This window comes from Sphingopyxis sp. (assembly GCF_016793825.1).
Taxonomy (GTDB): Bacteria; Pseudomonadota; Alphaproteobacteria; order Sphingomonadales; family Sphingomonadaceae; genus Sphingopyxis.
In genome coordinates this window covers 101,718-127,570 of sequence record NZ_JAEULM010000003.1, presented here as the reverse complement: position 1 = coordinate 127,570, position 25,853 = coordinate 101,718, and the positions used below count along the sequence as shown (strand labels likewise).

22 protein-coding genes and 1 pseudogene are annotated in these 25,853 nt (G+C 65.0%); 12 read left to right on the top strand and 11 right to left on the bottom strand.

Going from position 1 to position 25,853, the window contains the following annotated elements; translation table 11 throughout:
• Window positions 1–86: 86 nt before the first annotated feature.
• The 4 genes from JNM03_RS01760 (at window position 87) to JNM03_RS01745 (ending at window position 4,642) form a co-directional block, all read left to right on the top strand.
• Complete coding sequence (locus tag JNM03_RS01760) at window positions 87–962, top strand: F0F1 ATP synthase subunit gamma (RefSeq protein ID WP_294033947.1); 876 nt, start codon at window positions 87–89, stop codon at window positions 960–962.
• A gap of 58 nt (window positions 963–1,020) precedes the next feature.
• Window positions 1,021–2,574 (top strand): F0F1 ATP synthase subunit beta, encoded by a 1,554-nt coding sequence (atpD, locus tag JNM03_RS01755; RefSeq protein ID WP_294033946.1) that lies wholly within the window; start codon window positions 1,021–1,023, stop codon window positions 2,572–2,574.
• Between the two features lie 123 nt (window positions 2,575–2,697).
• Window positions 2,698–2,955, top strand: coding sequence for an ATP synthase F1 subunit epsilon (locus JNM03_RS01750; protein ID WP_294033945.1), 258 nt, complete (start codon window positions 2,698–2,700; stop codon window positions 2,953–2,955).
• A gap of 190 nt (window positions 2,956–3,145) precedes the next feature.
• The gene (locus tag JNM03_RS01745; protein WP_294033944.1) at window positions 3,146–4,642 is read left to right on the top strand and encodes a CpaF family protein; all 1,497 of its coding nucleotides are present in this window, start codon (window positions 3,146–3,148) and stop codon (window positions 4,640–4,642) included.
• On the opposite strand, the gene JNM03_RS01740 is transcribed toward JNM03_RS01745, so the two are convergent.
• Window positions 4,639–4,812: a hypothetical protein gene (locus JNM03_RS01740; RefSeq protein ID WP_294033943.1), complete on the bottom strand. Its 174-nt coding sequence runs from the start codon at window positions 4,810–4,812 to the stop codon at window positions 4,639–4,641. The two genes, JNM03_RS01745 and JNM03_RS01740, sit on opposite strands and share 4 nt — an antisense overlap.
• A gap of 89 nt (window positions 4,813–4,901) precedes the next feature.
• Between JNM03_RS01740 and JNM03_RS01735 the strand changes: the two genes are divergently transcribed.
• A complete protein-coding gene (locus JNM03_RS01735) occupies window positions 4,902–5,732 on the top strand; it encodes a class I SAM-dependent methyltransferase (RefSeq protein WP_294033942.1) in 831 nt (276 codons plus the stop codon).
• Between the two features lie 8 nt (window positions 5,733–5,740).
• Complete coding sequence (gene aat, locus JNM03_RS01730; RefSeq protein WP_294033969.1) at window positions 5,741–6,508, top strand: leucyl/phenylalanyl-tRNA--protein transferase; 768 nt, start codon at window positions 5,741–5,743, stop codon at window positions 6,506–6,508.
• Between the two features lie 35 nt (window positions 6,509–6,543).
• Here aat and JNM03_RS18940 read toward each other — a convergent pair.
• From JNM03_RS18940 to JNM03_RS01710, 4 genes and pseudogenes are all read right to left on the bottom strand, one after another.
• A pseudogene (locus tag JNM03_RS18940) lies at window positions 6,544–6,714 on the bottom strand (DUF2155 domain-containing protein); the annotation flags it as partial.
• 239 nt (window positions 6,715–6,953) lie between these two features.
• Entirely contained in the window at window positions 6,954–7,340 is a 387-nt protein-coding gene (locus JNM03_RS01720; RefSeq protein WP_294033941.1) for an NADH:ubiquinone oxidoreductase subunit NDUFA12, read from the bottom strand.
• 61 nt (window positions 7,341–7,401) lie between these two features.
• The gene (locus tag JNM03_RS01715; protein ID WP_294033940.1) at window positions 7,402–7,863 is read right to left on the bottom strand and encodes a DUF192 domain-containing protein; all 462 of its coding nucleotides are present in this window, start codon (window positions 7,861–7,863) and stop codon (window positions 7,402–7,404) included.
• Window positions 7,864–7,902: 39 nt separating this feature from the next.
• Window positions 7,903–8,475, bottom strand: a complete 573-nt coding sequence (locus JNM03_RS01710) for a RecX family transcriptional regulator (RefSeq protein WP_294033939.1) — start codon at window positions 8,473–8,475, stop codon at window positions 7,903–7,905.
• Between the two features lie 180 nt (window positions 8,476–8,655).
• Between JNM03_RS01710 and JNM03_RS01705 the strand changes: the two genes are divergently transcribed.
• The 3 genes from JNM03_RS01705 (at window position 8,656) to JNM03_RS01695 (ending at window position 13,714) form a co-directional block, all read left to right on the top strand.
• On the top strand, window positions 8,656–10,407 hold the full coding sequence (locus tag JNM03_RS01705) for a fatty acyl-AMP ligase (RefSeq protein ID WP_294033938.1): 1,752 nt from the start codon (window positions 8,656–8,658) through the stop codon (window positions 10,405–10,407).
• A 152-nt stretch (window positions 10,408–10,559) separates the two neighbouring features.
• Window positions 10,560–12,914 (top strand): bifunctional diguanylate cyclase/phosphodiesterase, encoded by a 2,355-nt coding sequence (locus tag JNM03_RS01700; protein ID WP_294033937.1) that lies wholly within the window; start codon window positions 10,560–10,562, stop codon window positions 12,912–12,914.
• 233 nt (window positions 12,915–13,147) lie between these two features.
• Window positions 13,148–13,714: a CHAP domain-containing protein gene (locus JNM03_RS01695; protein WP_294033936.1), complete on the top strand. Its 567-nt coding sequence runs from the start codon at window positions 13,148–13,150 to the stop codon at window positions 13,712–13,714.
• 63 nt (window positions 13,715–13,777) lie between these two features.
• On the opposite strand, the gene JNM03_RS01690 is transcribed toward JNM03_RS01695, so the two are convergent.
• A complete protein-coding gene (locus tag JNM03_RS01690) occupies window positions 13,778–14,059 on the bottom strand; it encodes a DUF3297 family protein (protein ID WP_294033935.1) in 282 nt (93 codons plus the stop codon).
• Window positions 14,060–14,244: 185 nt separating this feature from the next.
• Here JNM03_RS01690 and JNM03_RS01685 point away from each other — a divergent pair, with 185 nt between their 5' ends.
• Window positions 14,245–17,181: a CHAT domain-containing protein gene (locus JNM03_RS01685; protein ID WP_294033934.1), complete on the top strand. Its 2,937-nt coding sequence runs from the start codon at window positions 14,245–14,247 to the stop codon at window positions 17,179–17,181.
• 41 nt (window positions 17,182–17,222) lie between these two features.
• On the opposite strand, the gene JNM03_RS01680 is transcribed toward JNM03_RS01685, so the two are convergent.
• Complete coding sequence (locus JNM03_RS01680; RefSeq protein ID WP_294033933.1) at window positions 17,223–17,693, bottom strand: hemerythrin domain-containing protein; 471 nt, start codon at window positions 17,691–17,693, stop codon at window positions 17,223–17,225.
• A gap of 214 nt (window positions 17,694–17,907) precedes the next feature.
• On the opposite strand from JNM03_RS01680, the gene JNM03_RS01675 reads away from it, so the two are divergent.
• A complete protein-coding gene (locus tag JNM03_RS01675) occupies window positions 17,908–19,074 on the top strand; it encodes a PepSY domain-containing protein (protein WP_294033932.1) in 1,167 nt (388 codons plus the stop codon).
• Window positions 19,071–19,250: a hypothetical protein gene (locus JNM03_RS01670; RefSeq protein WP_294033931.1), complete on the top strand. Its 180-nt coding sequence runs from the start codon at window positions 19,071–19,073 to the stop codon at window positions 19,248–19,250. Before JNM03_RS01675 ends, JNM03_RS01670 begins: the two co-directional genes overlap by 4 nt.
• Before the next feature lie 82 nt (window positions 19,251–19,332).
• On the opposite strand, the gene JNM03_RS01665 is transcribed toward JNM03_RS01670, so the two are convergent.
• The 4 genes from JNM03_RS01665 to typA all read right to left on the bottom strand — a co-directional run bounded on the left by JNM03_RS01665 (window position 19,333) and on the right by typA (window position 25,826).
• Window positions 19,333–21,504: a TonB-dependent siderophore receptor gene (locus JNM03_RS01665; RefSeq protein WP_294033930.1), complete on the bottom strand. Its 2,172-nt coding sequence runs from the start codon at window positions 21,502–21,504 to the stop codon at window positions 19,333–19,335.
• A gap of 235 nt (window positions 21,505–21,739) precedes the next feature.
• Entirely contained in the window at window positions 21,740–22,294 is a 555-nt protein-coding gene (locus tag JNM03_RS01660; RefSeq protein WP_294033928.1) for a pseudouridine synthase, read from the bottom strand.
• Complete coding sequence (locus JNM03_RS01655) at window positions 22,291–23,904, bottom strand: NAD(P)/FAD-dependent oxidoreductase (protein WP_294033926.1); 1,614 nt, start codon at window positions 23,902–23,904, stop codon at window positions 22,291–22,293. The genes JNM03_RS01660 and JNM03_RS01655 overlap by 4 nt, the downstream gene beginning before the upstream one ends.
• Window positions 23,905–23,993: 89 nt before the next feature.
• Window positions 23,994–25,826, bottom strand: coding sequence for a translational GTPase TypA (typA, locus tag JNM03_RS01650; RefSeq protein ID WP_294033924.1), 1,833 nt, complete (start codon window positions 25,824–25,826; stop codon window positions 23,994–23,996).
• Window positions 25,827–25,853: the final 27 nt, after the last annotated feature.

Sequence of the window (25,853 nt, the reverse complement as noted above, 5' to 3'; positions counted from 1 at the left end):
CTCGTCACCCCGGCGAAGGCCGGGGTCTCGACGGTGAGATCCCGGCCTTCGCCGGGATGACGGTAAGAAGGTAAAAGACGGGACTTATGGCCAGTCTGAAGGAACTCAAAGGGCGGATCGTCTCGGTCAAATCGACCCAGAAGATCACCAAGGCCAAGAAGATGGTCGCCGCCGCCAAGCTGCGCAAGGCGCAGGCGGCCGCCGAGGCCGCGCGCCCCTATGCCGAGCGGCTCGAAGGCGTCGTCGCCAGCCTGGCGTCGAAGGTCGGCGCGTCGGATTCGGCGCCGAAGCTCTTGTCGGGTACCGGCAAGAGCGACACCCATCTGCTCGTCGTGCTCAACAGCGACCGCGGCCTCGCCGGCGCGTTCAACTCGAACATCGTCAAGGCCGCGCGCGACAAGGCGCTCGAGCTGCAGGCGCAGGGCAAGAAGGTCGTCTTCTATCTGATCGGCCGCAAGGGTCGTCCGGTGATCGGACGCCTGTTCGCAGGCCAGATCATCGAACTGTACGAAACGACCGGCATCCGCGATATCGGCTTCGAACAGGCGCACGAGATTTCGGCGAAGGTGATGGAGCTTTACGAAGCCGGAGCGTTCGACGTCGCGCACCTCTTCTATTCGAAGTTCCGGTCGGCCCTGCTGCAGGAAGCAACCGGCCAGCAACTGATCCCCGTTCCCGCGCCTGTCGATGTTCCGGCGTCGAGCGGCGCCGCGGTCGAATATGAACCCGACGAGGAAGCGATCCTCGCCGACCTTCTGCCGCGCAACATCACGATCCAGATCTTCAAGGGTCTCCTTGAAAACGCCGCATCCGAACAGGGCGCGTCGATGACCGCGATGGACAATGCGACGCGTAACGCGGGCGACCTGATCAACAAGCTCACCATCATCTACAATCGCACGCGCCAGGCGGCGATCACCACCGAACTCATCGAAATCATCGCTGGCGCGGAAGCGCTGTAGCGGAATGAAGGACATGGGCGCGGAAGCGCTCTAAGCTATCCAAGCAAGGAAGAAAGTAATGGCTACCGCTCCCGAGAAGAAGGCTCCCGCCAAGAAGGCCGCTGCCCCCAAGGCTGCTGCGCCCAAGGCCGCCGCGCCGAAGAAGGCCGCTGCCCCCAAGAAGGCAGCGCCCGCCGGCACCGCCACGGGCCGCATCGCCCAGGTCATCGGCGCCGTCGTCGACGTCCAGTTCACCGGCCAGCTCCCGGCGATTCTGAACGCGCTCGAAACCGATAACAATGGCAACCGCCTCGTCCTCGAAGTCGCGCAGCATCTGGGCGAGAACACGGTTCGCACGATCGCCATGGACGCGACCGACGGCCTGACCCGCGGCCAGCCCGTCGTCGATACCGGCGCCCAGATCTCGGTCCCGGTCGGCCCGCAGACGCTCGGCCGCATCCTCAACGTCATCGGCGACCCGATCGACGAACGCGGCCCGGTGAACGCCACCGCCACCGCGCCAATCCACGCCAAGGCTCCCGAGTTCGTCGATCAGTCGACCGAAACGAGCATCCTTGTCACCGGCATCAAGGTCATCGACCTGATCGCGCCTTACGCGAAGGGCGGCAAGATCGGCCTGTTCGGCGGTGCGGGCGTCGGCAAGACCGTTCTCATTCAGGAACTGATCAACAACATCGCCAAGGGCCACGGCGGCACCTCGGTGTTCGCGGGCGTCGGTGAACGCACCCGCGAAGGCAACGACCTGTATCACGAATTCCTCGACGCCGGCGTTATCGCCAAGGACAAGGATGGCAACCCGACCCCCGAGGGTTCAAAGGTTGCGCTCGTGTTCGGCCAGATGAACGAACCGCCGGGCGCCCGCGCCCGCGTCGCACTGTCGGGCCTGACGATCGCCGAATATTTCCGCGATCAGGAAGGGCAGGACGTGCTGTTCTTCGTCGACAACATCTTCCGCTTCACGCAGGCGGGTTCGGAAGTGTCGGCGCTGCTCGGCCGTATTCCGTCGGCCGTGGGCTACCAGCCGACGCTGTCGACCGACATGGGCGCGCTGCAGGAACGCATCACCTCGACCAACAAGGGCTCGATCACCTCGGTGCAGGCCATCTATGTTCCCGCGGATGACTTGACCGACCCTGCTCCCGCAACCTCGTTCGCCCACTTGGACGCAACGACGACGCTGAACCGCGCGATTTCGGAACTCGGCATCTATCCGGCGGTCGATCCGCTCGATTCGACCAGCCGCGTGCTGACCGCCGCGATCGTCGGCCAGGAGCATTATGAAACCGCCCGCCGCGTTCAGGAAACGCTGCAGAAGTACAAGTCGCTGCAGGACATCATCGCGATTCTCGGCATGGACGAGCTTTCGGAAGAAGATAAGCTGGTCGTCGCCCGCGCGCGCAAGATCCAGCGCTTCCTGTCGCAGCCGTTCCACGTCGCCGAAGTCTTCACCAACATCCCCGGCAAGTTCGTGGCGATCGAAGACACGGTGAAGTCGTTCAAGGCGGTGGTCGACGGCGAATATGACCACCTCCCCGAAGCGGCCTTCTACATGGTCGGCGGCATCGAGGAAGCGGTCGCCAAGGCCGCCAAGCTGGCCGCCGACGCGGCGTAATCGAATTCCCCTCCCGCTTGCGGGAGGGGCTAGGGGAGGGCCTGTCGGGGAACGGGTCTTTCGCCGAACCGGAACACACCCTCCCCCGACCCCTCCCGCAAGCGAGAGGGGGGAGATTGAAGAATGGCCCTGAAGTTCGAACTCGTCACCCCTGCCCGCCTCGAGCGGTCGAGCGACGTCTATATGGTCACCGTCCCGGGCAGCGAAGGCGACTTCTCGGTGCTCGAAGGGCATGCGCCGTTCATGGCGACCCTGCGCAACGGCCCGCTGACCATCTATGCCGCGAATGGCGCCGCGCCGGAGACCATCGAGGTCGAAGGCGGCTTCGCCGAAGTGAACGAGGCTGGCCTGACCGTTCTTGCCGAGCATATCGCAAGCTGATCTTTCGCCGTCCACGGCGCATCAAAGAGCCCGCATCCCCATGGATGCGGGCTTTTTTGTGCCGATCGCGCAATCGTTCGTCCGCATTAGGAGAATATCAAAGTTTCCGATTTATTCACCGTGTCGGATGGGGGTTTGCCATGAAAATTGGCGGATTCCCGAACTCGTAGCTTCGAAGCAGGATGATGTGATGAGTGCATTCGGACGCCGACCCGGTACCGCTGGCCGCCCCGCCTTCGGCGTGGCCAAGCCGATGCAGACTGGCTCCGGCATGGGTGGCGGCTCGCAATTTCCTGCCATCGAAACGCCGCCTCCCGTCGAGATACCCGCGATTCCGTCGAATCTCTCTCCCGAAGAAGAGGCGATGGAGAGGCTGAACCAGCGCTCGACCGCCGAGGCGATGGAGCCCGAAAAGGCGCAAGGCTTTGAAGCCAGCGTCCACAAGATCAAGGAACAGGTGTTGCCGCGCCTGCTCGAGCGCGTCGATCCCGAAGCCGCCGCGACGCTCAGCAAGGACGAGCTGACCGAGGAATTCCGCCCGATCATCCTCGAAGTGCTCGCCGAACTGCGCATCACGCTGAACCGCCGCGAGCAATTCGCCCTCGAAAAGGTTCTCGTCGACGAACTGCTGGGTTTCGGTCCGCTCGAAGAGTTGCTGTCGGACCCCGACATCACCGACATCATGGTCAACGGGCCGTACCAGACCTATGTGGAACGGAAGGGTCAGCTCGTCATCGCGCCGATCCAGTTTCGCGACGAACAGCATCTGTTCCAGATTGCGCAGCGTATCTGCAACATGGTCGGCCGCCGCGTCGACCAGACGACGCCTCTCGCCGACGCCCGTCTGAAGGACGGCAGCCGCGTCAACGTTATCGTCCCGCCGCTGTCGCTGCGCGGCACCGCGATCTCGATTCGTAAATTCTCGGCCAAACCGATCACGCTCGACATGTTGTTTCAATGGGGCGCGATGAGCCAGAAAATGTGCACCGCACTGAAGATTGCGGGCGCGAGCCGGTTCAACATCGTGATCTCTGGCGGTACGGGTTCGGGCAAGACGACGATGCTCAACGCGCTGTCGAAGATGATCGACCCCGGCGAGCGCGTGCTGACGATCGAGGACGCCGCCGAACTTCGCCTGCAACAGCCGCACTGGCTGCCGCTCGAAACGCGCCCGGCGAACCTTGAGGGGAACGGCGCGATTCATATGGGCGACCTCGTCAAGAACGCGCTGCGTATGCGCCCCGACCGCATCATCATGGGTGAGGTTCGCGGCGCCGAATGTTTCGACCTTCTCGCCGCGATGAACACGGGTCACGACGGATCGATGTGTACGCTCCACAGCAACAGCCCGCGCGAATGCCTCGGCCGTATGGAAAACATGGTGCTGATGGGCGACATCAAGATTCCGAAGGAAGCGATATCGAAACAGATCGCCGATTCGGTCGACCTGATCGTCCAGATCAAGCGCCTGCGCGACGGCTCACGCCGCGTCACCAACGTCACCGAGGTGATCGGGATGGAAGGCGACGTCATCGTCACCCAGGAATTGTTCAAGTTCGAATATCAGGACGAGGACAAGGACGGCAAGATCATCGGCGAATATCGCGCGATGGGCCTGCGCCCCTATACGCTTGAAAAAGCCCGTCAATATGGCTTCGACCAGCCCTATCTCGAGGCCTGCCTCTAAGCCTTCAACCCGAAAGCCGCGGCGAACAGCGCAACCGTTACCGCGGTCAACGCGATGCCGCGCCATGGCATGAAACCGACCTTGTCGACGTCGCGCCGGTGGCGGCGGCGATAGTCGGCGACCTCGGCAACGACCGCGATCGCGGCGCTCGCCGCACTCACCGTCAGCATCGACCCTTGCATTGGCGTGCGTCCCTTCGCAAACAGGGGATCCTTCCCCCCGCTCTCTCTTCGAGAGAGAAAGACAAGAGGTTGCCCATATGCGTCCGCTGATCCTCGTTGCAAGTGCCGTCGCCGCGCTTGCCGTTCCCGCCGCCGCCATGATCCAGCACGACCATGCCGGCCATGGTCCGGCGAAGACATCCGATGCGATCGCCTCCGCAGTCGCCGCCGCGACCCGCAGCGCGGCCAATGTCGCGCGCGATCGATATCGTCATCCCGCCGAAACGCTGTCCTTTTTCGGGGTGAAGCCCGGCGACACGGTGGTCGAACTGTGGCCCGGTGGCGGATGGTACACCGAAATCCTGGCCCCGCTCGCCAAGGCGGGGGGCGGAACCCTCTATGCCGCGGCGCCCTGGGAAAAGGGGCTGAACCGTATCAAGGAATGGCAGGGGGCAAAGCCCGATGTCTATGGCGCGATCAAGCTCGCGGAATTTCCCGCCGCCGGTAACGGACCGAAAGTGCCCGATGGCAGCGCCGATGCCGTGCTGACCTTCCGCAACGTCCACAACTGGCGTTTCGGCGGCAAGGACAACACCGCCGAAGCGTTTCGACAGATCTATGCGATGCTGAAGCCCGGCGGCGTGCTTGGTATCGAGGAACATCGCCTGCCCGAAACCATGGATTCGGCGCTTGAGGAAAAGAGCGGCTATATGAAACGGTCGTCGATCATCGCCTTCGCGGAGGCTGCGGGCTTCAAGCTCGCCGGTGAAAGCGACATCAACGCCAATCCCAAGGATACGCACGACTATCCGAACGGTGTCTGGACGCTGCCGCCGAGCCTGCGTGAAGGCGACAAGGACCGCGAAAAATATCTTGCGATCGGCGAGTCGGACCGCATGACGCTGAAATTCGTGAAGCCCGCGTCCTGACGAAACATCTGGAATCGATCGACCCCGCGCTGCTGCTCAGTGCCTATGCGCAGGGGCTTTTCCCGATGGCCGACGGGGCGGACGACCCGTCGGTCCATTGGGTCGAACCGCGGTTGCGCGCGATATTGCCGCTGGGCGGCTTTCACTTGTCGCGCAGCCTGAAAAAGCTGATCCTGTCCGACCGGTTCCGTGTCACCACCGACACCGCCTTTCGCGCGATGATGGCGCTTTGCGCCGAGCCCGCCGACGACCGGCCGACGACGTGGATCAACCCGGTCATCAAGACGAGTTATGAACGCCTGTTCCAGCTCGGCCACGCCCACAGCGTCGAATGCTGGCTGGGGGACGATCTGGTCGGCGGGCTCTACGGCGTCTCGCTTGGCCGGGCCTTCTTCGGCGAATCGATGGTCAGCCGCACGCGCGACGCCTCGAAAGTCGCGCTCGCGCATCTCGTCGCGCGGCTGATCGCGGGCGGATGGCAGCTTCTCGACTGCCAGTTCATCACCCCGCATCTGGAAAGCCTCGGCGCGATCGAAATTCCGCAGGCCGACTATCTCCGGCGACTCTATTCGGTGTTGTCGGAGAGAGCGGCGGGTGCAGGCGCCGCTTTCGGGGCGGACGGGCCAGCCGCCGGCGTGCCTTCGCCGCCGTTCGTCGCGGGCGTCTGGTCGGCGCTCGATGCCTTGGGTGCCGCGACCGCCGATTTGGGCGCGGCGCGCACGACGGGCTCGCCGCCCGGATATGTCATCGCACAGCTTTTGACGAAGACGTCATAGATCGGGTGCTGGATGACATTGCGCTCGGGCCGTTCCTTGAACAGCCAGCCCGAGAAAACGCGATACCATTTATCGTCCCGCTGATCCTGCACCGTCAACTGGACGAACGCACCGGTTTCGGGCGGGTCTTCCCACGGAGCGGTCGTTTCGCATGCCCGCAGACGCACGATCGCGCGGCCGGCCCGGACGGTGTCGCCAGGCTTCATCTCGAGGTCGCGGACCAGGCCGTTGCGTTTGTTGAGCAGGCCCACCACCGCAACGCGCTGATCCATCGGGGTGGCGCCTTCGATTCCGCCGACTTCCTGGCGGACCCGGTCCGACTTCGCGAGTTGCGCCGACGTCTCGCCCGGACGCTTGCCGTTGTTCGCGCGGTCGCACGCCGACAGCGCGGTCACCGTGACAAGCGCCAGAAGCGCGATCCGGATTGGATGCGACCCCACGAAGCTCAATCGGCGCCGGGACGCCAGGCCTCATAGTCGCCGGTTGCCGCGGCGCGGTGCCCCCCACGCTCCAGCGCTCCCGCCGGGCGATAGGCGCCAGGGCTGCCGGTCAGGTTCGCGCTCGCCTCCCGCTCCCAGGCGCGCGGCGCCGGAAGCGCGTCGTCGGGAAGGTCGTCGAGCGTGCCGTGCAGCCAGCCGTGCCATTCGGGCGGCACCCGGCTGGCGTCGTTCGATCCGTTGTAGAGGACCCAGCGGCGATTGCCCTTCTTCGCGCGAAAATAGCGATTGCCAAGGCTGTCTTCGCCGACCTTTTCGCCCGTGCTCCAACTGTTCAGCAACGTGCCGACGGTCGCACCGTCCCACCAGGTGAAAATCTTGCCGAATATGCTCATGGCTGCGGCGTTTACAGGCAAGGGTGCGCGGTCTGCAAGCCGCAAACCGCGCCGCGCTTCGCTATTTCTTGTCTTTCCACGTCACTCGGGCGCTCTCGTCGATGCCAAGCTTCGCGGCGGTCCCGCCTGCAAGTTCGAGAACCGCCGAGACCTCTCCCCCGCTGACCACCGGCTCCAGCGATTCGGGGATCGTATTTTCGGCGATCCGGTCGATGGTGCCGTCGGCGCGAACGAAGATCATGTCGAGCGGGATCAGCGTGTTCTTCATCCAGAAACTCGCAAGCCTCGGCGTCGGAAAGGGAAAGAGCATGCCGCCGTCGGCGGGCAGCCCCATCCGCAGCATCAGGCCCTGCTCCTGCTCTTCCCTGGTTCGCGCGACCTCGACGTTGAAACGATGCGTCTTGCCCGCCATTTCGATCGTCAGCGGGATGGTGTTCGCCTGTTCCGCCTCGCTGGCAGTTTTCCCGCAGCCCGCCATCGGCAACGCAAGCGACAGGGCAAGAGCGGTCCATATGGCGCGCATCGACAGATCCTATGACAAGAAACCAACAATTCAGCCGAACTAATCGAGCGCCGCTTCGGCGTCCAGCGCCGCCATCGCCTCTGCGTCCCCCGGCGGGACGGCGAGGATGCGGCGCGCAAGCGCCAGGCTGTGCCCCGCCCGCGCGAACGCTGCGACCTGCCGATCGCGCACGGCCGGATCGTCGGCGGGGCGCGTCGCATAGGGGCCGAACCGGCGGCGGCGGGCAAAGCCGATGGCCGCCGCCAGCGCCCTGTCCTCCGCTTCGGCGATCGCCTCACCGCTGTCCTCAGGTGCAATTCCGTCTACGAAAAGCTGCGCCTTCACCCGGCGGACGCCCAGCCCTCGCCGCGTCATCGCGCCCGCGCGCATCGCGGCATATTGGCGGTCATCCAGAAACTGCAACCGTTCCATCTTGTCGGCAACAGCTTCGCAGGCCGTCATCGCATCGACATCGCCGACCCATTCGGATTCGCGTATTTTGCGGGACAGGTAGCGCGTCAGCTTTGCCCGGCTGGTGGCGAATCGCGCGACATAGGCGAGCGCAAGCTCGTCGAGCTTCGCTGCGCCGAGCGGTTTGCGGGAGCGGTCGGACCGAGAAGCGCGAGACACCATGCCATGTTTATGCCACAGTCGGGCCTGATTGAGAACGACCAGCGCCGCCATATCGGGCCCTAACGCCCGTAAATGGGCCTTTTTTGTTCCAACTTGCAGGGATCGCGCAAGGCAGACATGGCTGAAAAAGATGACATGATTGTTGCCGCGCGTCCCGTTTCCCGGGACCCGACACGCCCTATGACCGAAAATTCCGCAATCGTGGCGGACGAACTCGTCCCCACTCCGACCCATTGCGCGCAGCCGCGTCGCTTTTCGGACTTCGCTACCGTCGGCGAAGCGCTCGACTATGCGGCAAGCGGTACGCGCGGGCTCAACTTCCATGATCCGCGCGGAAAGCTCGTGCGCCCCTATCCGTATAGCGCGTTGAAAGCCGACGCCCTTGCCGCCGCCTATCGCCTGATCGCCGCCGGCGTACAGCCGAATGACCGCATCGCGCTGATCGCCGAGACGGGCGCCGAATTCGCCGCCCTCTTTTTCGGTACCATCTATGCCGGCGCCTGGCCGGTGCCGCTGCCGCTGCCGACCAGCTTTGGCGGACGCGATTCCTATGTCGGTCAGCTTGTCGTCCAGTTGACGAGCAGCGATCCCAAGATGCTGTTTTTCCCGCCCGAAATCGCTGCGATGGCAGCCGAAGCGGCCGAGGCGCGTGGGGTTCAGCCGATGGATTGGAGCGCGTTCGAAAAGCGCGCGGCGCCGGTCGCCGACCTGCCCGAACAAAAGACCGACGAGACCTGCTACCTTCAGTACAGCAGCGGCTCGACCCGCTTCCCCCACGGGGTCGCGGTCACGCATGGCGCCCTGCTCAACAATCTCGCCGCGCACTCGCACGGCATGAACGTTCAGGACAGCGACCGCTGCGTCTCGTGGCTTCCGTGGTATCATGACATGGGTCTCGTCGGATGCCTGCTCTCGCCCGTGGCGAACCAGGTGTCGGTCGACTATCTGAAGACCGAGGATTTCGCCCGCCGTCCGCTGGCCTGGCTCGACCTCATCAGCCGCAATCCGGGGACGACGCTCAGCTATTCGCCGACCTTCGGATACGACATCTGTGCGCGCCGCGTGTCGAGCCAGACGCACGTCGCCGACCGCTTCGACCTGTCGCGCTGGCGCGTCGCCGGCAACGGCGCCGACATGATTCGCCCCGACGTGATGCAAAGCTTTGTCGATGCCTTTGCCGATGCGGGTTTCAAGGCCAGCGCCTTCCTGCCGAGCTATGGTCTGGCCGAGGCGACCCTCGCGGTCAGCATCATGCCGCCGGGCGAAGGCATCGTGGTCGAGCTGGTCGAGGAAACCGAATTGTCGGGCGCTGCCGGCGACGCCGGTCGGCCGACCCGCTACCGCGCGATCGTCAACTGCGGCCGCGCCGCGCGCGACATGACGATCGAGGTCCGCGACGAAGCCGGCAACATTCTGCCCGATCAGACGGTCGGAAAAGTGTGGTGCAGCGGCCCGTCGCTGATGACCGGCTATTTCCGCGATCCCGAAGCAACCGCCGCCTGCATGGCCGATGGCTGGCTCGATACCGGTGATATGGGTTATTTGTCAGACGGTTACATCTACATCGTCGGCCGCGCCAAGGACATGATCATCATCAACGGCAAGAATCACTGGCCGCAGGATATCGAATGGGCCGTCGAACAGCTTCCCGGCTTCAAATCGGGCGACATCGCGGCCTTCGCGATCACCGCACCCGGCGGCGAGGAAACGCCGGCGGTGCTCGTCCAGTGCCGCACCAGCGACGAAGAAGAGCGCGTCGCATTGCGGGAGAAGATCCGCGACCGCGTCCGTGCGATCACCGGCATGAACTGTCTGATCGAACTGATTCCGCCGCGCACCCTGCCGCGCACCAGTTCGGGCAAACTCAGCCGATCGAAGGCCCGCGCGCAATATCTGGCGGGCGAGATACAGCCCTTCCAGCTCGCGGCCTGACATCCCCGGACGATCGCGCGGCAGCAGCCCTTCGCCGTGGGGCTGACCGCGCGAATCCACCGTCTTTTCTGTCCCGTCACGAGACAAAGATTTCCTGTCGCGCCAGCCGCATAGTTACCTTCCCGTAACCCGTCGCGGTTAGACCCGACGGCGTGAAAAGCCTGCTGACCGACCAGATAGTTGCCAACGATATCCCCACGCGGACCCTTTTGGGGCTGGGACCGCGCGACGAGGATGTGGGCGACCTTCGCCAGCTTCAACTGGCGCCGCTTCGCGGCAAGGGTGGCCTGCGCCTGTGGATGGGCGTCGGGATGGCGCTCGTCGCGGCCTTCACGATGGTTCACGACATGGCCTGGCCGCTGATCAGCGCCTGGCTTGCCGGCACGCTGGGCTTCAGCCTCTGGTCGTACCGGGCCTTCTCGAAGCTGCCGTTCGGCGATCCCAAGTCGCCGGGTATCGTCGAATATCAGCTGTGCAGTCGCCACGCGCTCTATTCCGCGGCGGTGTGGTCGACGCCGTTCTGGCTGCAGGGATGGCCCCCTGCGCTCGACCATGCGCTGTCGATGTGGGCGATCGCGCTCCTCATGATGCTGACGCTCGCGATCGTCGCACACAGCCTGCCGCGAGCGTGCCTCCTCTTCATCATGCCGGTCAGCCTGTCGGCCGGCGGCGCGCTTTTCGCCGCGGGATCGCCGCCGATCGCGGGGGTTGCCGTGGTCGCGGGGATCCTGCTCAGCCTGTTCTGCCTTCGCTTCGCACAGGCGCACGTCCGTTTCCGCCGGGCCGAGGAAACGCTGCACGAAAAGACCGAGACGGTCAGCCTGCTGCTCCGCGAGTTCGAGGAAACCTCGGCCGACTGGTTGTGGCAGACCGACAACAACCGCCGCCTGATCCATGTCACGCCGCGCCTCGCTTATGCACTTGGCGGCACCGCAGAGGCACTCGAAGGCGTTCCGCTGCTCCAGGCGCTTTCGGGCGATTCCTGGGAGACGGGTAATTTCCCGAAGACCCTGCACAATATGGCCGAACGGATGAAGCGGCGCGAAAGCTTCTCCAACATGATCGTTCCGGTGACGATCGGAGGCAAGCCGCGCTGGTGGGAATTGTCCGCCTCGCCCCGCCTCGACGAAGCGGGCAAGTTTCTGGGCTTTCGCGGGGTCGGGTCGGATGTGACCGAACAGCATGCAACGGCCGAGCAGATCGCCAAGATGGCGCGCTTCGACAACCTGACCGGCCTGCCCAACCGCCTCAGCCTGCACGAGGATCTGGCACGCGCACTGGCGCATGCGATCGACGCGAAATCCCGCTGCGCAATGCTGATGATCGACCTCGACCGCTTCAAGGCGGTCAACGATACGCTCGGCCACCCGGTGGGCGACAAACTGCTCGCGCAGGTCGCAGCGCGGCTCAAGGGCATGATGGAGCGCGGGATGACCTGCGGCCGGCTCGGCGGCGACGAATTCGCCGTCGTGCTGCACAATGTCCCCTCATCGCTCGCCGCCGAGGAATTCGCGACACGGGTCATCGCGACGATCAGTCGCCCCTATGTGGTCGATAACCACCAGCTTTTCGTCGGCGCCAGCGTCGGCTTCGCGATCGGCCCGACCGACGGCGCGACGGTCGAAACGCTCACGCGCAACGCCGACCTCGCGCTCTACAAGTCGAAGGACAAGGGCGGCAACGTCGTCGCCGGCTATGTCGCATCGCTCCATGCGCAAGCCGAGGAACGGCGCGTGATGGAGCAGGAACTGCGCGGCGCCCTCGATCGTGGTGAATTCGAACTATATTATCAGCCGGTCGTGACGGCGGCGGACGGCACGTTGAACGGGTTCGAAGCGCTGATCCGCTGGCAGAACCAGAAGCTGGGCAATGTGTCGCCCGGCCGGTTCATTCCGCTGGCCGAGGACAGCCGCCTGATTTCCCCGATCGGCGAATGGGTGCTGCGCACGGCCTGCTACGAGGCAATGAAATGGCCTTCGAACCTGAAGGTTGCGGTCAACGTCTCGGCCGAACAGCTTACCGATCCCGCCTTTGCGTCGGTCGTCGTCTCGGCCCTTGCCCAGAGCGGCCTGCCTCCACAGCGGCTGGAGATCGAGGTCACCGAAAGCGTGTTTCTCCGCGACGGCGGCGGCGCGGCGCAACTGCTCGACCAGTTGATCGGCCTAGGCATCCGCCTGTCGCTCGACGATTTCGGCACCGGCTATTCGTCGCTCGGCTATCTGCGCAAGACGCAATTCTCGACGATCAAGGTCGATCGCAGCTTCGTCGTCGGCGCCGCCAAGGGCAGCATCGAATCGATCGCGATCATCCGCGCCGTCGTCGCGCTCGCCGACAGCCTCGGCATGTCGACTACCGCCGAAGGCGCCGAGACCGAGGTCGAGGTCGACACACTCCGCGCGCTCGGCTGCAGCAACATCCAGGGCTATTATTACGGTCGCCCGATGCCCGCCAGCGACGTTCTCATCCTCTTCCGCCCGCCGGAGCCGACGGCGATCGCGGCGGCGTGATTCCCTGTCGCGACCGCCCGATCAGCGGGTAACGATCGGGAGGTAAACCGATCACGACCTGCGCGGTGAACGACCAGTCGAACGCATCGCGCGACGAGCTGAACAGCTTAACAAAAGGTTCCCCCATTCACCGCATCATGGGCGCAATTCACCGCTATCGGGTTGGTGGCTTCGGGCACCTGCGGCACAGACGCTCCAACGCTTGAAGACAAGCCAATCGGGGGTCGCCTTCCATGTTTCATCGTCGCTTTCTGGGTGCATTTGCCCTGTGTGCCTCGCTGCTGGCCAGCGTCCCGGCCACCGCCCGCGACTATCTGCAATGCGTCCCCTTCGCCCGCGCCGAATCGGGCGTCGACATTCGCGGCAATGCGAAGACCTGGTGGGCGCAGGCGGCTGGCGAATATGATCGCGGCCAGGAACCCCGCAAGGGCGCCGTCATGGCCTTTGCCAGCACGGCTGGTATGCCGCTCGGCCACGTCGCCGTCGTCAAGAAGGTGGTCAGCGACCGCGAAATCCTGATCGACCACGCCAACTGGTCGCCGATCGGCGGCCGTCGCGGCCAGATCGAACGGAATGTCCGCGTCGTCGATGTCAGCGACCGTGGCGACTGGAGCATGGTTCGCGTCTGGTACGCCCCGATCGGCGACCTCGGACTGCGCGCCAACCCGGTGCAGGGCTTCATCTATGCCGGCGGCAACGCGCGCCCCGACACCAGGGCGTTCGACGCACCGGTGTGGGCAAGCAACAACTGGAAGCCGGGCAACGGGCTCGAAATCGTCGCCGCTTCGCTCGGCAGCTAGGCCGAAACCCCGACCAAATACGGAATTTGCGCCCCCTCCCGCCAGCGGGAGGGGCGATGGGCGTCAGGCTTCGTCGCCCGCTCCGTCTTCTGCGCCGCCTTCTGCCGCGATATCTTCGAACCAGGCCACGACCTCACCCGATAACTTGATCGTCATCGGCTGGCCGAACCGGTCCTTCGACTTGCCCGCAGCGACGCGGATCCAGCCTTCCGAAATCGAATATTCCTCGACGTCGGTCCGCTCCTGGCCCTTGAAGCGAATACCGATTCCGCGCTGCAGCACCTCCATGTCGAAATGGGGCGAACGCGGGTTGGTCGACAAATGGTCGGGGGGCGTGTCGGTCATCTGGAATCTCCGTTTTCTGCCGCTGCCGCTAGGCGAGCACGCGCCGCAAATCAAGCGCCGGGTCGTCCATCCATGCAGGAAAGCGTGCGATCGACGGACCGGCTCGGGGATCGTATCGCGCCCTTGCGCTCGGTCGCCGCGCCGCCGATAAGGCCTGCGGGTCGCGTATCGCAGGACAGTCTTTGATGACGATACGCCGTGCCCTTGCCGTTCTGGCCGCCTTGCCGCTAGCCGTCCCCGCCCAGCTTTACGCCAGAGCTGCCGAACCACTGGCCTGCGCCGAAAACGCGAAGGGCGAATGCGACGATGAGGCGAACCGCGCCGTCAACGCGGTGCTCGATCGCTATCAGGCAGTATGGGGTCCGCAAACGGTCGAGGTCGGGATCGAACTGGTCGATATCGTCGCGAAATACCACGACCGGCTGTCGCGGCGCACGCGGTTCGACGCCGACACCACGCTGTGGATCTTCATGAGCGGTGACAAACGCGAACAGGGCGGTGCCGACTATCGCCGGGTCGTCGACCGGATCCGGAGCCACGCCAACCGCTTCCGCGAAGCGGGTGATCACAAGGGCGAACTGATGTTTCTCGACTGGATGACGGCCGGGTTACCCTATGACGATCAGCTCGCGCACGCCCGGCTCGTTCACCGCCGCGCCGCCCAGCTCGGGCTGCTGTCGAGCAGTTGGGCCAGCAGCGCGCGCAGCTCGATCCAGATCACCGGCCTGCCGCTGCTGGCGGAAGGGCGGCAGGATGAATTTCTCCGCGCGCTCGACGACACCTATGCCGAACTCGACGCGGCCGGCGTGGAGCAGGACTATTGGGAGCTGCAACTCACCTATGCCGAGGCGCTGACGCTCGCCCGCCGCGACGAAGAGGCCGACCGGCGGTTCGCCGAGACTCTTGCGATGGTCGATGGGCATGTGCGCCACACGCAGTTCGCGAACAACCAGATCAGCTATTACCGCAATATCGCCGGCCGCTTCGCGGCAGCGGAAGAACCTGGCCGCCTCGCTGCGGTCGCCAGCGAAAAGCTGAATGGGCGCGACGATATCAGCACCCAGAAATCGCGCTATAATTATGCGCTGGCCCTGCTCGGGCAGGGCAAGGCGAGCGAAGCCCTGCCCTATTTCGAGGAAGCGCTGCCGTTGCAGCGCGCCGCCGAATCCGGCCCCTGGAGTGGTCGGACCGACGATACGATCATCCTGCTCACCACGCTCGCCCGCGCGCGCGCGCAGGTCAAGGGCAGGGAAAGCGACGGCCTCGCCGCAGCGGTCGAGGCGGCCGACCGCCTGCGCGCCAAACGCGATGCCGGGTTCAACGGCGGCAGCGCCAATCCCGTGGTCGTCGCGCTTGCCAAGGCGGTCGCGAAAGGGACGCGCCGCAACCCGCTATCGGGCGCGTTCGACATGGTTATGGCTTCGGGTTGGGCGGCGCGCAGCGCCGAAAAGGCCGATACCATACGGCCCGCCTTCCTTGCCGCACAGGACCTTACCCTGACCGACGCAGGCGATGCGATCAACGAGGCGGCGGCGCGCGACATCGCGGGCAGCGGCCCGCTCGGCGCACTCGTCCGCCAGCGGCAGGATGCTGCACAGGCGGTGGTGTCGCTCAGTCAGCGCTACCGCGAGCAATCGCTGGGCAGCGACGAAGCGCGCGCCGCGACACTGCGCCGACAGCTCGACGACGCAGCCGCCGGGCTCGCCCCGCTCGACGCGCGCATCGCCGCCGAGTTTCCCGACTATGCGACGCTCGTGGCCCCAAAATCGATCGATGTCGCAGCGGTGCAGGCCCTGCTCGCACCCGACGAGGCGGTGCTGATGCTGCTGCCGTCGGAGGGACATCATTATGCCTTCGCGATCTCGAAGAAAAAGGCGCTCTGGCACCGCGTCGACAACGGCGCCGCACCCATCGCCGCCGACGTCGCGCGGTTGAAGTGCCGGATCGATGAAAACAGTTGCTCGCTCGCCGACTATAACGACCTGCTCGCCGCCGAAAACCGCGGCACCAAAAGCGTGATCGACGAACGCTATCCACGCTACGACCGCGCGGCCGCCTATCGCCTGTACCAACAGTTGATCGCGCCGGTGGCGGCGGCCCTCCCGCAACAGGGGCGGGTCTATAATGTCGTCAGCGGTCCGATCGCCGGGCTGCCCCTTGCCGCGCTCGTCGCGAAAGCGCCGAAGGGCGATGCCGAAAGCGGCGCCGTCGCAGACCTCGAGGCGACCGAATGGCTCGGCAAGCGCTACCGCTTCATCACGCTGCCGTCGGTCAGCGCACTGGCGCTGGCGCAGCGCGAGGCGCCCGCCGATGCCGCCACGCGGCCGCCGCTTGTCGCCTATGGCGCCCCAGTGCTGCTGGGCAGCGGCCCGACCGGCGCGGGAAGCGACGACCGCGGGGGTGGGCTTCGGCGACGCGGCGGCGTCGGGGTTCGCGGGTCGGGCTTCACCGAAGCGAACGGCGACAAGACGATGGCATCGGTCGACAAGCTTCGCCGCCTCGCCCCGCTTCCGGGGACCGCGATGGAACTCACCAGGCTTTCGGCAACGATCGGCAAAGGCCGCGGCGCGCGGCTCGGCGCCGAGGCGACCGAGACGGCGCTCAAGGCCGACACCGACCTGCCGCGCGCGGTCACCGTCGTCTTCGCAACGCATGGCCTGCTGCCCCATGAAATGGGGATCGGATCGGAACCGGGCCTCGTGCTGACACCCCCCGGCACCGCAAGCGCCGAGGACGACGGCCTTCTGACCGCCAGCGAAGCCGCGGCGCTGTCGCTCAGCGCCAAATGGGTCGTCCTGTCGGCCTGCAACACGGCAACGCCGGGGGTCGAGGCGGGCGCAAGCGGCGAATCGCTGTCCAGCCTCGCGCGCAGCTTCCTCTACGCCGGGTCGGGCAATCTGCTCGCCAGCCACTGGCGCGTCGCCGACGACGCCACCGCGGCGCTGATCGTCGAAACCTTGTCCAATGATGGCGCTACGCCTGCGCGCGCGCTCGCGGCGGCGATGGAAGCGGTCCGCACCGGCAAGCATCCGGACGGCAGCGTGGTCGACGGCTGGAAGCCCCATTGGGCCCATCCGGCTAGCTGGGCGCCCTTCACGCTGGTCACCAACCGCGACCGTTAGGGTCGGCGCCCAGGGGGCAAGTCAGGGCTAAGGTCCTGACCCTAGACGGCACGCCGCGCCCGCCGCCATTCGGCACGCTCGGCTTCGATCGTCGCCATGCGTTCGGCAACGGGATACAGGTCGCGATCCTCGCGTTCGATCCGCGTTTCCAAGGCATCGACGATGATCGTCGTTTCCGCACAGAAACAGCCCCAGCGGCGCTCAATGGAGTCGGCGGTCCAGCGCGCGTCATATGCCTCGAAATCGCCCGCCAGCTGGCCCATTTCATCGACGAAGCCCTTCGCCAGCCGGTTGATATCGAGATCGCCTGTCCCGCGCAGGCGAGGATACAGTGCCCAGTCCTCGCATTTCAGATGGCGGACCAGCGTTTCGCGGAGCATCCCGCGCACCGCGGCCAGTTCGGTTGCACGCGGGGGCGCTGCCTCCGCGACCATCTCCATCAGGAATCGCGACAGCGTCGCAAGCGCCGCATGTTCGGCGCGCAACCGCTCCAATTCGCGCGTCTTGTGCATTCCAAATCCCCAGTGCGAGCGGCCCCTCCGCAATCAGCGGTACGCCGCGCGCATGAAAAGACCGTTAACCGCGTTCTTCGCCGCTACCGATGACCCGGATGACAGACAGGCGATCCGCATGAGCGCGATCCTCCATGCGAAGCGGGTTGTCAAACCACCGACGCGCCCATAGGCATTCGTCGATGGTCACTCGCAACATCGCTGGGTTCCCCTGATGCAACGCTCGACCATCCGCGCATGGTTTCTGATCCACAAATGGACGAGCATCGTCTGCACCGCCTTTCTGTTGATGCTGTGCGTCACCGGCCTGCCGCTAATCTTTCATCACGAGATCGACGAGATTTCCGAGGGCCAGCTACAGTTCGGACTGCCGGGCACAGGATCTTCGGGCGAGGCGCCAGGTCTCAGGCCGCTCGACGAGATGCTCGCCAAAGCGCTTGCCGCCCGGCCCGGCGAAGTGCCGGTCTTCATGGCGTTCGACAATGATCAGCCGTCGATGACGATCACCACCGCGCCGCGGCCCGACTCCCCGGCCGAGGACATGACGCTGCTGATTTTCGACCGCTCCACCGGAAATATGATCAGCGCCGCCGACGAGGGCGGCGTGATGCATTTCCTTCTCCAGCTCCACACCGACATGTTCCTCGGCCTGCCCGGCATGCTCTTTCTCGGGCTGATGGGGCTGTTCTTCGTGATCGCGATCGCTTCGGGCGTCGTGCTGTACGCCCCCTTCATGCGCAAACTCGATTTCGGGACCTTGCGCGTGTCACGCAGCGCCCGGCTGAAGTGGCTCGACTATCACAACCTGCTCGGCATCGTCGCACTGGCGTGGATGACCGTGGTCGGCGCCACCGGGGTGATCAACGCGCTCGCGACCCCGATATTCCAATATTGGCAAGCCACCGAGTTGGCCGAAATGACGAAGGCTTATGCCGGACAGGGCGCAGTCACGCCCGACCGCTATGGTTCGATCGACCGCGCGATGGCGGCCGCACGCAAGGCGATCCCCGGCAACAATCCCCAGTTCATCGCCTTCCCGGGCGGCGGCTTTTCCAGCAAGCACCATTATGCCGTCTTCTTTCAGGGCAACACGCCGCTGACCGAGCGGTTGCTGACATCGGCGCTGATCGATGCCGAAACGGGGGCGTTCACCGACGCGCGGCCGATGCCCTGGTACACCAAGGCGCTCGCGCTTTCGCAGCCGCTCCACTTCGGCGACTATGGCGGACTGCCGCTCAAGATGCTGTGGGCGATCCTGACGCTGTTCACCATGATCATCCTCGGCTCGGGCCTCTATCTCTGGCTCGGCAAGCGCCGCTCGGGCACCGACGCGCTTGTCCGCGAGGTCGAGAGCGGCGGCGACCTGGCGCCCGCCGAATGACGAAACCCGGCAGTCTCCGCGCCATCTTCGCGCTGCCCGTCGCCCTCGCGCTTGTCAGTATCGTCGGGCTCGTCGTCGCGCTGACCGGCGACGGCCTTCGCGACGTTGCGGCATGGGCGGCGCTTGCGATACCCGTTCTTGTGGTCGGCTGGGCGATGCGGAACCGGCGCGCCTAGAGGTTGGGACATCGGGAGACGAAAAGGGCCGCGGAGCATTTACTCCGCGGCCCCTGTCACAGGCGGTCTTGCCGGCGCCGGCTCAGAAACGCTTGGTCAGCGTACCGACGATCTGGCGCCCTTCCGCGAAGAAACAGCCCATCGCGCTGGTGCAACGACCCGCATAGCGCTTGTCGAAGATATTGCTGCCGTTGATCGCGATCCGCCAGCCCGGAAGGTCATAATGCAGCGTCGCGTCGAACAGCGTCGCCGCCGGACTGGTGTAAACGAGCGGGACGAAGACCGACGGAACATTGCCCGGGCTGCTGCTCAGGTGTCGAATGCCGAAGCCGCCGCCGGCCCCGGCGAGCGAACCGGTCGCCTTGGTATAGTCGACGAACAGCGACGCCTTATGGCGGGGCTGCGCCGACAGGCGCGCATTGTCCTCGAGCGCGAAATTGCTCTTGGTGATCTTCGCGTCGATATAGCTGTAGGAGGCGTTGATCGAAAGCTGCTCGCGAATTCGGGTGACGACCTCCAGTTCCAATCCCTTCGAAACGACTTCGCCGGCCTGAACCTTGCCCCCCGGATGGTTGATCTGGTCGGGATCGTCGGTCACGACATTCGTCTGCTCGATCCGGAACACCGCCGCCGTCGCGAACAGTTTCACATCGTCCAGCAGGCGCGCGTCATATTTCACGCCGGCCTCGATCTGTTCGCCCGAACTGGGCGAAAAGGCATCGCCGGTGAAGGTCGCACCGACCACAGGCAGGAACGATGTCGCATAGCTGACATAAGGCGCGATGCCCGCGTCGGTCACATAGGTCGCACCGACGCGCCAGGTGAACTTGTCCTGCTTGGTCTCGACCGGCGTTGCGGGCACATAATTGGTCAGGTTCACCCAGTCCTGCCGACCCGACAGCGTCAGGATGAAATTACCGATCTTGGCCTGATCTTGCAGATAGACCCCGGTCTGCTTCAGCCGCTGATCGGTGAAGGTGGTCGTCAGCGCAGGCACCGCGATCGGCGTCGCGCTGTAGACCGGATTGAACAGGTCGATCGACGGCACGTTGAAATCGAACGCGAACGCCGACGCCTCGCGGTAATTGCGATAATCGAGGCCGACGAGAAGACGGTGTTCGATCGCGCCCGTCGCGAAACTGCCATCGAAGCGGCTGTCGGCGGTGAAGTTCGCGACATCGTCCTTGTATGGGTAATTGGCGCGCGACACCGTGCGATTGTCGGCGTTCAGGAAGGTGCCATAGATGATCTGCTGATACTCGTGATACTCGCCCCACCGCACATTCTGCGTAAAGCGCAGCGACGGGGAAAAGCGGTGCGTGAATTCATAGCCTGCGCCCCATTGCTCGCGCCGATAGAAATTATAATCGGGCTCGCCAAGGTTGGTGCCGCGACGGACCTTGCCGACGGGGTTCGGATACAGCACGCCCAGCGCCGGCAGGAATCCGTTGGTATCGCCTTCGACGCGATCCCACTGATAATAGCCGAGGGCGGTAATCTTGGTATCGGGGCCAATCTCGTAAGCGACCGCCGGGGCGACATAGGCGCGTCGCGCGGTCACGAAATCGGTCTGGCTGTCGCGATCGCGGTACAGGCCCGTCAGGCGCGCGCTCAGCCCGTTGGCAAGCTCGCCGGTGATCGTTCCCGCCGCCTGCTTGAAATCGTCTGTGCCATATTTGATCTGGAACTCGCCGCCCGTCTGCGTCGAGGGGCGGCGACTGGTCAGGTTGTAGATCCCGCCCGGCGGGGTCGTGCCATACAGCACGCCGGCCGGCCCCTTCAGCACATCGACCGCTTCGAAGCCGTACAGATCGACGCCGACATTGGCGATCGTCGCGCTGACCGGCGCCTTCAGCCCGTCGATATACTGGTCGGGGATGAAGCCGCGGAGGGTGATGAAATCGAAGCGGAGATCGGGCCCGTAATTTTCGCCGACGACACCCGCAGTATAGCGCACGGCCTGCTGCACATCGACGAAGTTCAGAAGATCGATCTGGTCGCGCGAAATCACGGACACCGACTGCGGCGTCTCGATCAGCGGCGCGGTGGTCTTGCTCGCGGTAATCGCACCCGACGGCACGAAGCGGCGGGCGGTGACGATGATCGCGCCATCGTCCTGGCGAACCGTCTCGACGCCAACGTCGTCCTGTTCCTGCGGGGCGGGAGCATCCTGTGCATGCACCGCGGCGGGCATCAGGGCCGTGCTGGCAAGAAGAGCGATATGGCCGACGCCAAACCTCGAAAAACGGCGCATGAAATTCCCTTTTTTGCGTAGTTTCAGGCTCTCGCCGCTAACGCAAATGAGAACGATTTGCAATAATTACCTCACACCTTTCTCCATAGATCGGGCCATAAATCATCATTATCGGGCCACGCGCATACCCGAAATGGTCCATGCCGGTGCTCCGGCACCCGCGTGTCGTGGGACGATGATGAGGCAGATTCCTGTGTGGTCGGCGCGGGTCGGACACCGTCTCCACCGACCGCGATCACCCGACGCGGCGCCATTCTCCCGGCGCAAGGTCGCCGATTTCCCACCCCCCGATCCGCCAGCGGACCAGCCGCAACGTGGGGAAGCCGACCGCCGCGGTCATGCGGCGGACCTGACGGTTACGGCCTTCGGTGATCGTCAGCTCGATCCAGCTGTCGGGGACGCTCTTGCGGTAGCGTACCGGCGGGTCGCGGTCCCAAAGCAGCGGCGGGTCAATGCGGCGGACGGCTGCCGGGCGCGTCGGCCCGTCTTTCAGCATGACGCCGCGACGCAGGGCCTCCAGCGCAGCGGCATCGGGTTCGCCCTCGACCTGCGCCAGATACGTCTTCGGCGTCTTGTGCTTCGGCGACGCGATGCGCGCCTGCAGCGCGCCATCGTCGGTCAGGATCAGCAACCCCTCGCTGTCGCGATCGAGCCGGCCCGCCGGATAGACGCCGGGCACGTCGATATAGTCGGACAGCGTAGCACGCGGGCCGTCGGCGCCTCCCGTCATGCTCTTGTCTGTGAACTGGCTGAGCACGCCCCAGGGCTTGTTGAACAGGATCAGCGTCACGGCACCAAACTCCGTGCGACCGCCTCGGCGACCTTGATACCGTCAACTGCCGCCGACAAGATGCCACCAGCATAGCCCGCGCCTTCGCCGGCGGGGAACAATCCGGCGGTGTTCAGGCTCTGAAAATCCTCGCCGCGGGTAAAGCGCACCGGGGACGAGGTGCGCGTCTCGACCCCCGTCATCACGACATCGGGATGGTCATATCCCGCGATCTGGCGCCCGAAAACCGGGATCGCCTCGCGCATCGCCTCGACCGCGAAATCGGGCAGGCACTGCGACAGGTCGGTCGGGGTGACGCCGGGGCGATAGGAGGGAATGACGCTGCCGAGCTCGGTCGACGGACGCCCCTTCAGAAAATCGCCGACGCGCTGCGCGGGCGCCCTGTAGTTCGAACCGCCGGCGACAAAGGCGAGCGATTCCCAGTGCCGCTGAAAGGCGATGCCCGCGAGCGGATCGCCGGGATAATCGCGCGCGGGGTCGATCGCGACGACGAAGCCCGAATTGGCGTTGCGCTCGTTGCGCGAATATTGGCTCATGCCGTTCGTGGCGACGCGCCCTTCCTCGGACGTCGCGGCGACGACGGTGCCGCCGGGGCACATGCAGAAACTATAGACCGTACGCCCGTTCTTGCAGTGGTGCGAGATATGATATTCGGCTGCGCCCAGGATGGGATTGCCCGCATCTGCCCCGAACCTCGAGGTATCGATCCACGATTGCGGATGCTCGATCCGTACGCCGATCGAAAAGGGCTTCGCCTCGACATGGACGCCCGCCGCAAGGAGCATCGCAAAAGTGTCGCGCGCGCTGTGCCCGATCGCCATGACGACGCGGTCGGCCTCGATATAGTCGCCGCCCGCCAGGTGCACGCCCTGCACGCGGCGCTCGCCGGCGCCGTCGGTAACGATGTCGAGTCCGTCGACCTTGTGCTGCCAGCGATATTCACCGCCCAGCCCCTCGATCGTCTCGCGCAGGCTTTCGACCATCGTCACCAGCCTGAAGGTGCCGATATGCGGGTGCGCCTCGGTCAATATTTCGGGCGGTGCGCCGGCCTTGACGAATTCGGTGAGCACCTTGCGGTCGAGGTGCCGCGGATCCTTGATCCGGCTGTAGAGCTTGCCATCGGAGAAGGTGCCCGCGCCGCCCTCGCCGAACTGAACGTTCGATTCAGGGTGGAGCACGCTGCGCCGCCACAAATCCCATGTGTCCCTGGTGCGCTCTCGTACCACCTTGCCACGGTCGAGGATGATCGGGCGGAACCCCATTTGCGCGAGGATCAGCCCGACGAACAGCCCGCACGGCCCCGCACCGACGACGATCGGCCGCTTGATCCCCTTCGGGGCCTGCATGATGAATTTATACGCGGTGTTCGGCGTCTGCTGGACGTTGCGGTCCTTGCGAAAGCGCGCCAGCACCGCGCCCTCGTCCTTCACATTCACGTCGACCGAATAGATCAGCTTGATGTTGGTCTTGTCGCGCGCATCGTTCGCACGGCGCGCGACGACGTGGCGGATCAGCTCGCGCGGAGTAATGCGCAACCGCTTGCAGATCGCGGCGGGCAAATCCTCCGGCGCATGGTGCAGCGGCAAGGTCAGTTCGGTCAGGCGAAGCATCGGACGCCTGTAATGCGCAAGCCCGCCGGGGGGAACGCTGTTCGAAAAGAAAAGGGGGCGGTCATTGCTGACCGCCCCCTCTTTGATCTTTACGCCGCTTCCTTCTTGCGCGACGCCTTCTTGCGCTCGTGCGGGTCGAGCAGCGCCTTGCGGATGCGGATGTTCTTCGGGGTCACTTCGACCATTTCATCGTCGTCGATATAGGCGATCGCCTGTTCCAGCGTCATGCGGCGCGGCGGGGTCAGGCGGATCGCGTCGTCCTTGCCCGTCGAGCGGAAGTTGGTGAGCTGCTTCGACTTCATCGGGTTGACCTCAAGGTCGTCGGGCTTGGCGTTCTCGCCGATGATCATGCCCTCATAGAGCGCCTCGCCGGGCGAGACGAACAGGATGCCACGCTCTTCGAGCGGGCCGAGCGCATAAGCGACGGCTTCGCCATTGCCGTTCGAGATCAGGACGCCGTTCTTGCGACCCTCGATCTGGCCCTTGTACGGACCATATTTCTCGAACAGGCGGTTCATGATCCCGGTGCCGCGCGTGTCGGACAGGAATTCGCCATGATAGCCGATCAGGCCGCGCGAGGGGCCCGAGAAGGTGATGCGGGTCTTGCCGCCGCCCGACGGACGCATGTCGGTGAGGTCGGCCTTGCGGATCTGCATCTTCTCGACGACCGTGCCCGAATGTTCGTCGTCGACGTCGATGACGACGGTTTCATAAGGTTCGGTGCGCTTGCCGGCTTCGTCTTCGCCGTACAGCACCTTCGGGCGGCTGATGCCGAGTTCGAAGCCCTCGCGGCGCATCGTCTCGATGAGGACGCCAAGCTGAAGCTCGCCGCGGCCCGCGACGTCGAAGCTGTCCTTGTCGGCGCTTTCGGTGATGCGGATCGCGACATTGGTTTCGGCTTCGCGGAGCAGGCGATCGCGGATCATGCGGCTCGTGACCTTGCTGCCCTCGCGGCCCGCCATCGGCGAATCGTTGACGGCAAAGCGCATCGACAGCGTCGGCGGATCGATCGGCTGCGCGGCGATCGGCTCGCTGACGCTGGTGTCGGCGATCGTGTTCGCGACGGTCGCGTTGGTCAGGCCCGCGATCGCGACGATGTCGCCCGCCTTCGCTTCCTCGACCGGCACGCGGTCGAGCCCGCGGAACGCCAGCAGCTTCGAGGCACGGCCGGTTTCGATCACTTTGCCGTCCATGTCGAGCGCGTGGATCGGCTGGTTGACCTTGACCGTGCCCGACTGGACGCGGCCGGTCAGGATGCGGCCGATGAAATTGTCGCGGTCAAGCAGCGTCGCGAGGAAGGTGAAGGGCGCATCTTCGTCGAGGCCCGGGGTCGGGACGTGCGACACGATCGTCTTGAACAGCGGTTCCAGCGTGCCTTCGCGCGCTTCGGGGCTTTCCGAAGCATAGCCGCCACGGCCCGAAGCGTAGAGGATCGGGAAATCGAGCTGTTCATCATTGGCTTCGAGCGCGAGGAAGAGTTCGAACACTTCGTCGAGCACTTCGGCAGCGCGCGCGTCGCTGCGGTCGATCTTGTTGACGACGACGATCGGCTTCAGCCCCAGCGCAAGCGCCTTGCCGGTCACGAACTTGGTCTGCGGCATCGGGCCTTCGGCGGCGTCGACGAGCAGGATGACACCGTCGACCATCGAGAGGATGCGTTCGACCTCGCCGCCAAAGTCGGCGTGGCCCGGGGTGTCGACGATGTTGATCCGCGTCTGGTCGGCGCCTTCGCCCCATTCGACCGAGGTGCACTTGGCGAGAATGGTGATCCCGCGTTCCTTTTCGAGGTCGTTCGAATCCATCGCGCGCTCTTCGACGCGCTGGTTGTCGCGGAAGGTGCCCGACTGGCGAAAGAGCTGATCCACGAGAGTGGTCTTGCCATGATCGACGTGCGCGATGATGGCGATATTGCGCAGAGACATGCGGATTTAAGCCTTGATGGAAGGGGG

Coding starts and splice junctions, on each gene's coding strand:
- JNM03_RS01720 (WP_294033941.1), bottom strand. CDS start 7,340: ATGAGCATATTCGGCAAGATTTTCACCTGGTGGGACGGTGCGACCGTC.
- JNM03_RS01675 (WP_294033932.1), top strand. CDS start 17,908: ATGCAACGCTCGACCATCCGCGCATGGTTTCTGATCCACAAATGGACG.
- JNM03_RS01655 (WP_294033926.1), bottom strand. CDS start 23,904: ATGCTTCGCCTGACCGAACTGACCTTGCCGCTGCACCATGCGCCGGAG.
- JNM03_RS01750 (WP_294033945.1), top strand. CDS start 2,698: ATGGCCCTGAAGTTCGAACTCGTCACCCCTGCCCGCCTCGAGCGGTCG.
- JNM03_RS01695 (WP_294033936.1), top strand. CDS start 13,148: ATGTTTCATCGTCGCTTTCTGGGTGCATTTGCCCTGTGTGCCTCGCTG.
- typA (WP_294033924.1), bottom strand. CDS start 25,826: ATGTCTCTGCGCAATATCGCCATCATCGCGCACGTCGATCATGGCAAG.
- JNM03_RS01745 (WP_294033944.1), top strand. CDS start 3,146: ATGAGTGCATTCGGACGCCGACCCGGTACCGCTGGCCGCCCCGCCTTC.
- JNM03_RS01680 (WP_294033933.1), bottom strand. CDS start 17,693: ATGCACAAGACGCGCGAATTGGAGCGGTTGCGCGCCGAACATGCGGCG.
- JNM03_RS01670 (WP_294033931.1), top strand. CDS start 19,071: ATGACGAAACCCGGCAGTCTCCGCGCCATCTTCGCGCTGCCCGTCGCC.
- JNM03_RS01715 (WP_294033940.1), bottom strand. CDS start 7,863: ATGCGCGCCATATGGACCGCTCTTGCCCTGTCGCTTGCGTTGCCGATG.
- JNM03_RS01760 (WP_294033947.1), top strand. CDS start 87: ATGGCCAGTCTGAAGGAACTCAAAGGGCGGATCGTCTCGGTCAAATCG.
- atpD (WP_294033946.1), top strand. CDS start 1,021: ATGGCTACCGCTCCCGAGAAGAAGGCTCCCGCCAAGAAGGCCGCTGCC.
- JNM03_RS01665 (WP_294033930.1), bottom strand. CDS start 21,504: ATGCGCCGTTTTTCGAGGTTTGGCGTCGGCCATATCGCTCTTCTTGCC.
- JNM03_RS01735 (WP_294033942.1), top strand. CDS start 4,902: ATGCGTCCGCTGATCCTCGTTGCAAGTGCCGTCGCCGCGCTTGCCGTT.
- JNM03_RS01685 (WP_294033934.1), top strand. CDS start 14,245: ATGACGATACGCCGTGCCCTTGCCGTTCTGGCCGCCTTGCCGCTAGCC.
- JNM03_RS01705 (WP_294033938.1), top strand. CDS start 8,656: ATGACCGAAAATTCCGCAATCGTGGCGGACGAACTCGTCCCCACTCCG.
- JNM03_RS01740 (WP_294033943.1), bottom strand. CDS start 4,812: ATGCTGACGGTGAGTGCGGCGAGCGCCGCGATCGCGGTCGTTGCCGAG.
- JNM03_RS01710 (WP_294033939.1), bottom strand. CDS start 8,475: ATGGTGTCTCGCGCTTCTCGGTCCGACCGCTCCCGCAAACCGCTCGGC.
- JNM03_RS01690 (WP_294033935.1), bottom strand. CDS start 14,059: ATGACCGACACGCCCCCCGACCATTTGTCGACCAACCCGCGTTCGCCC.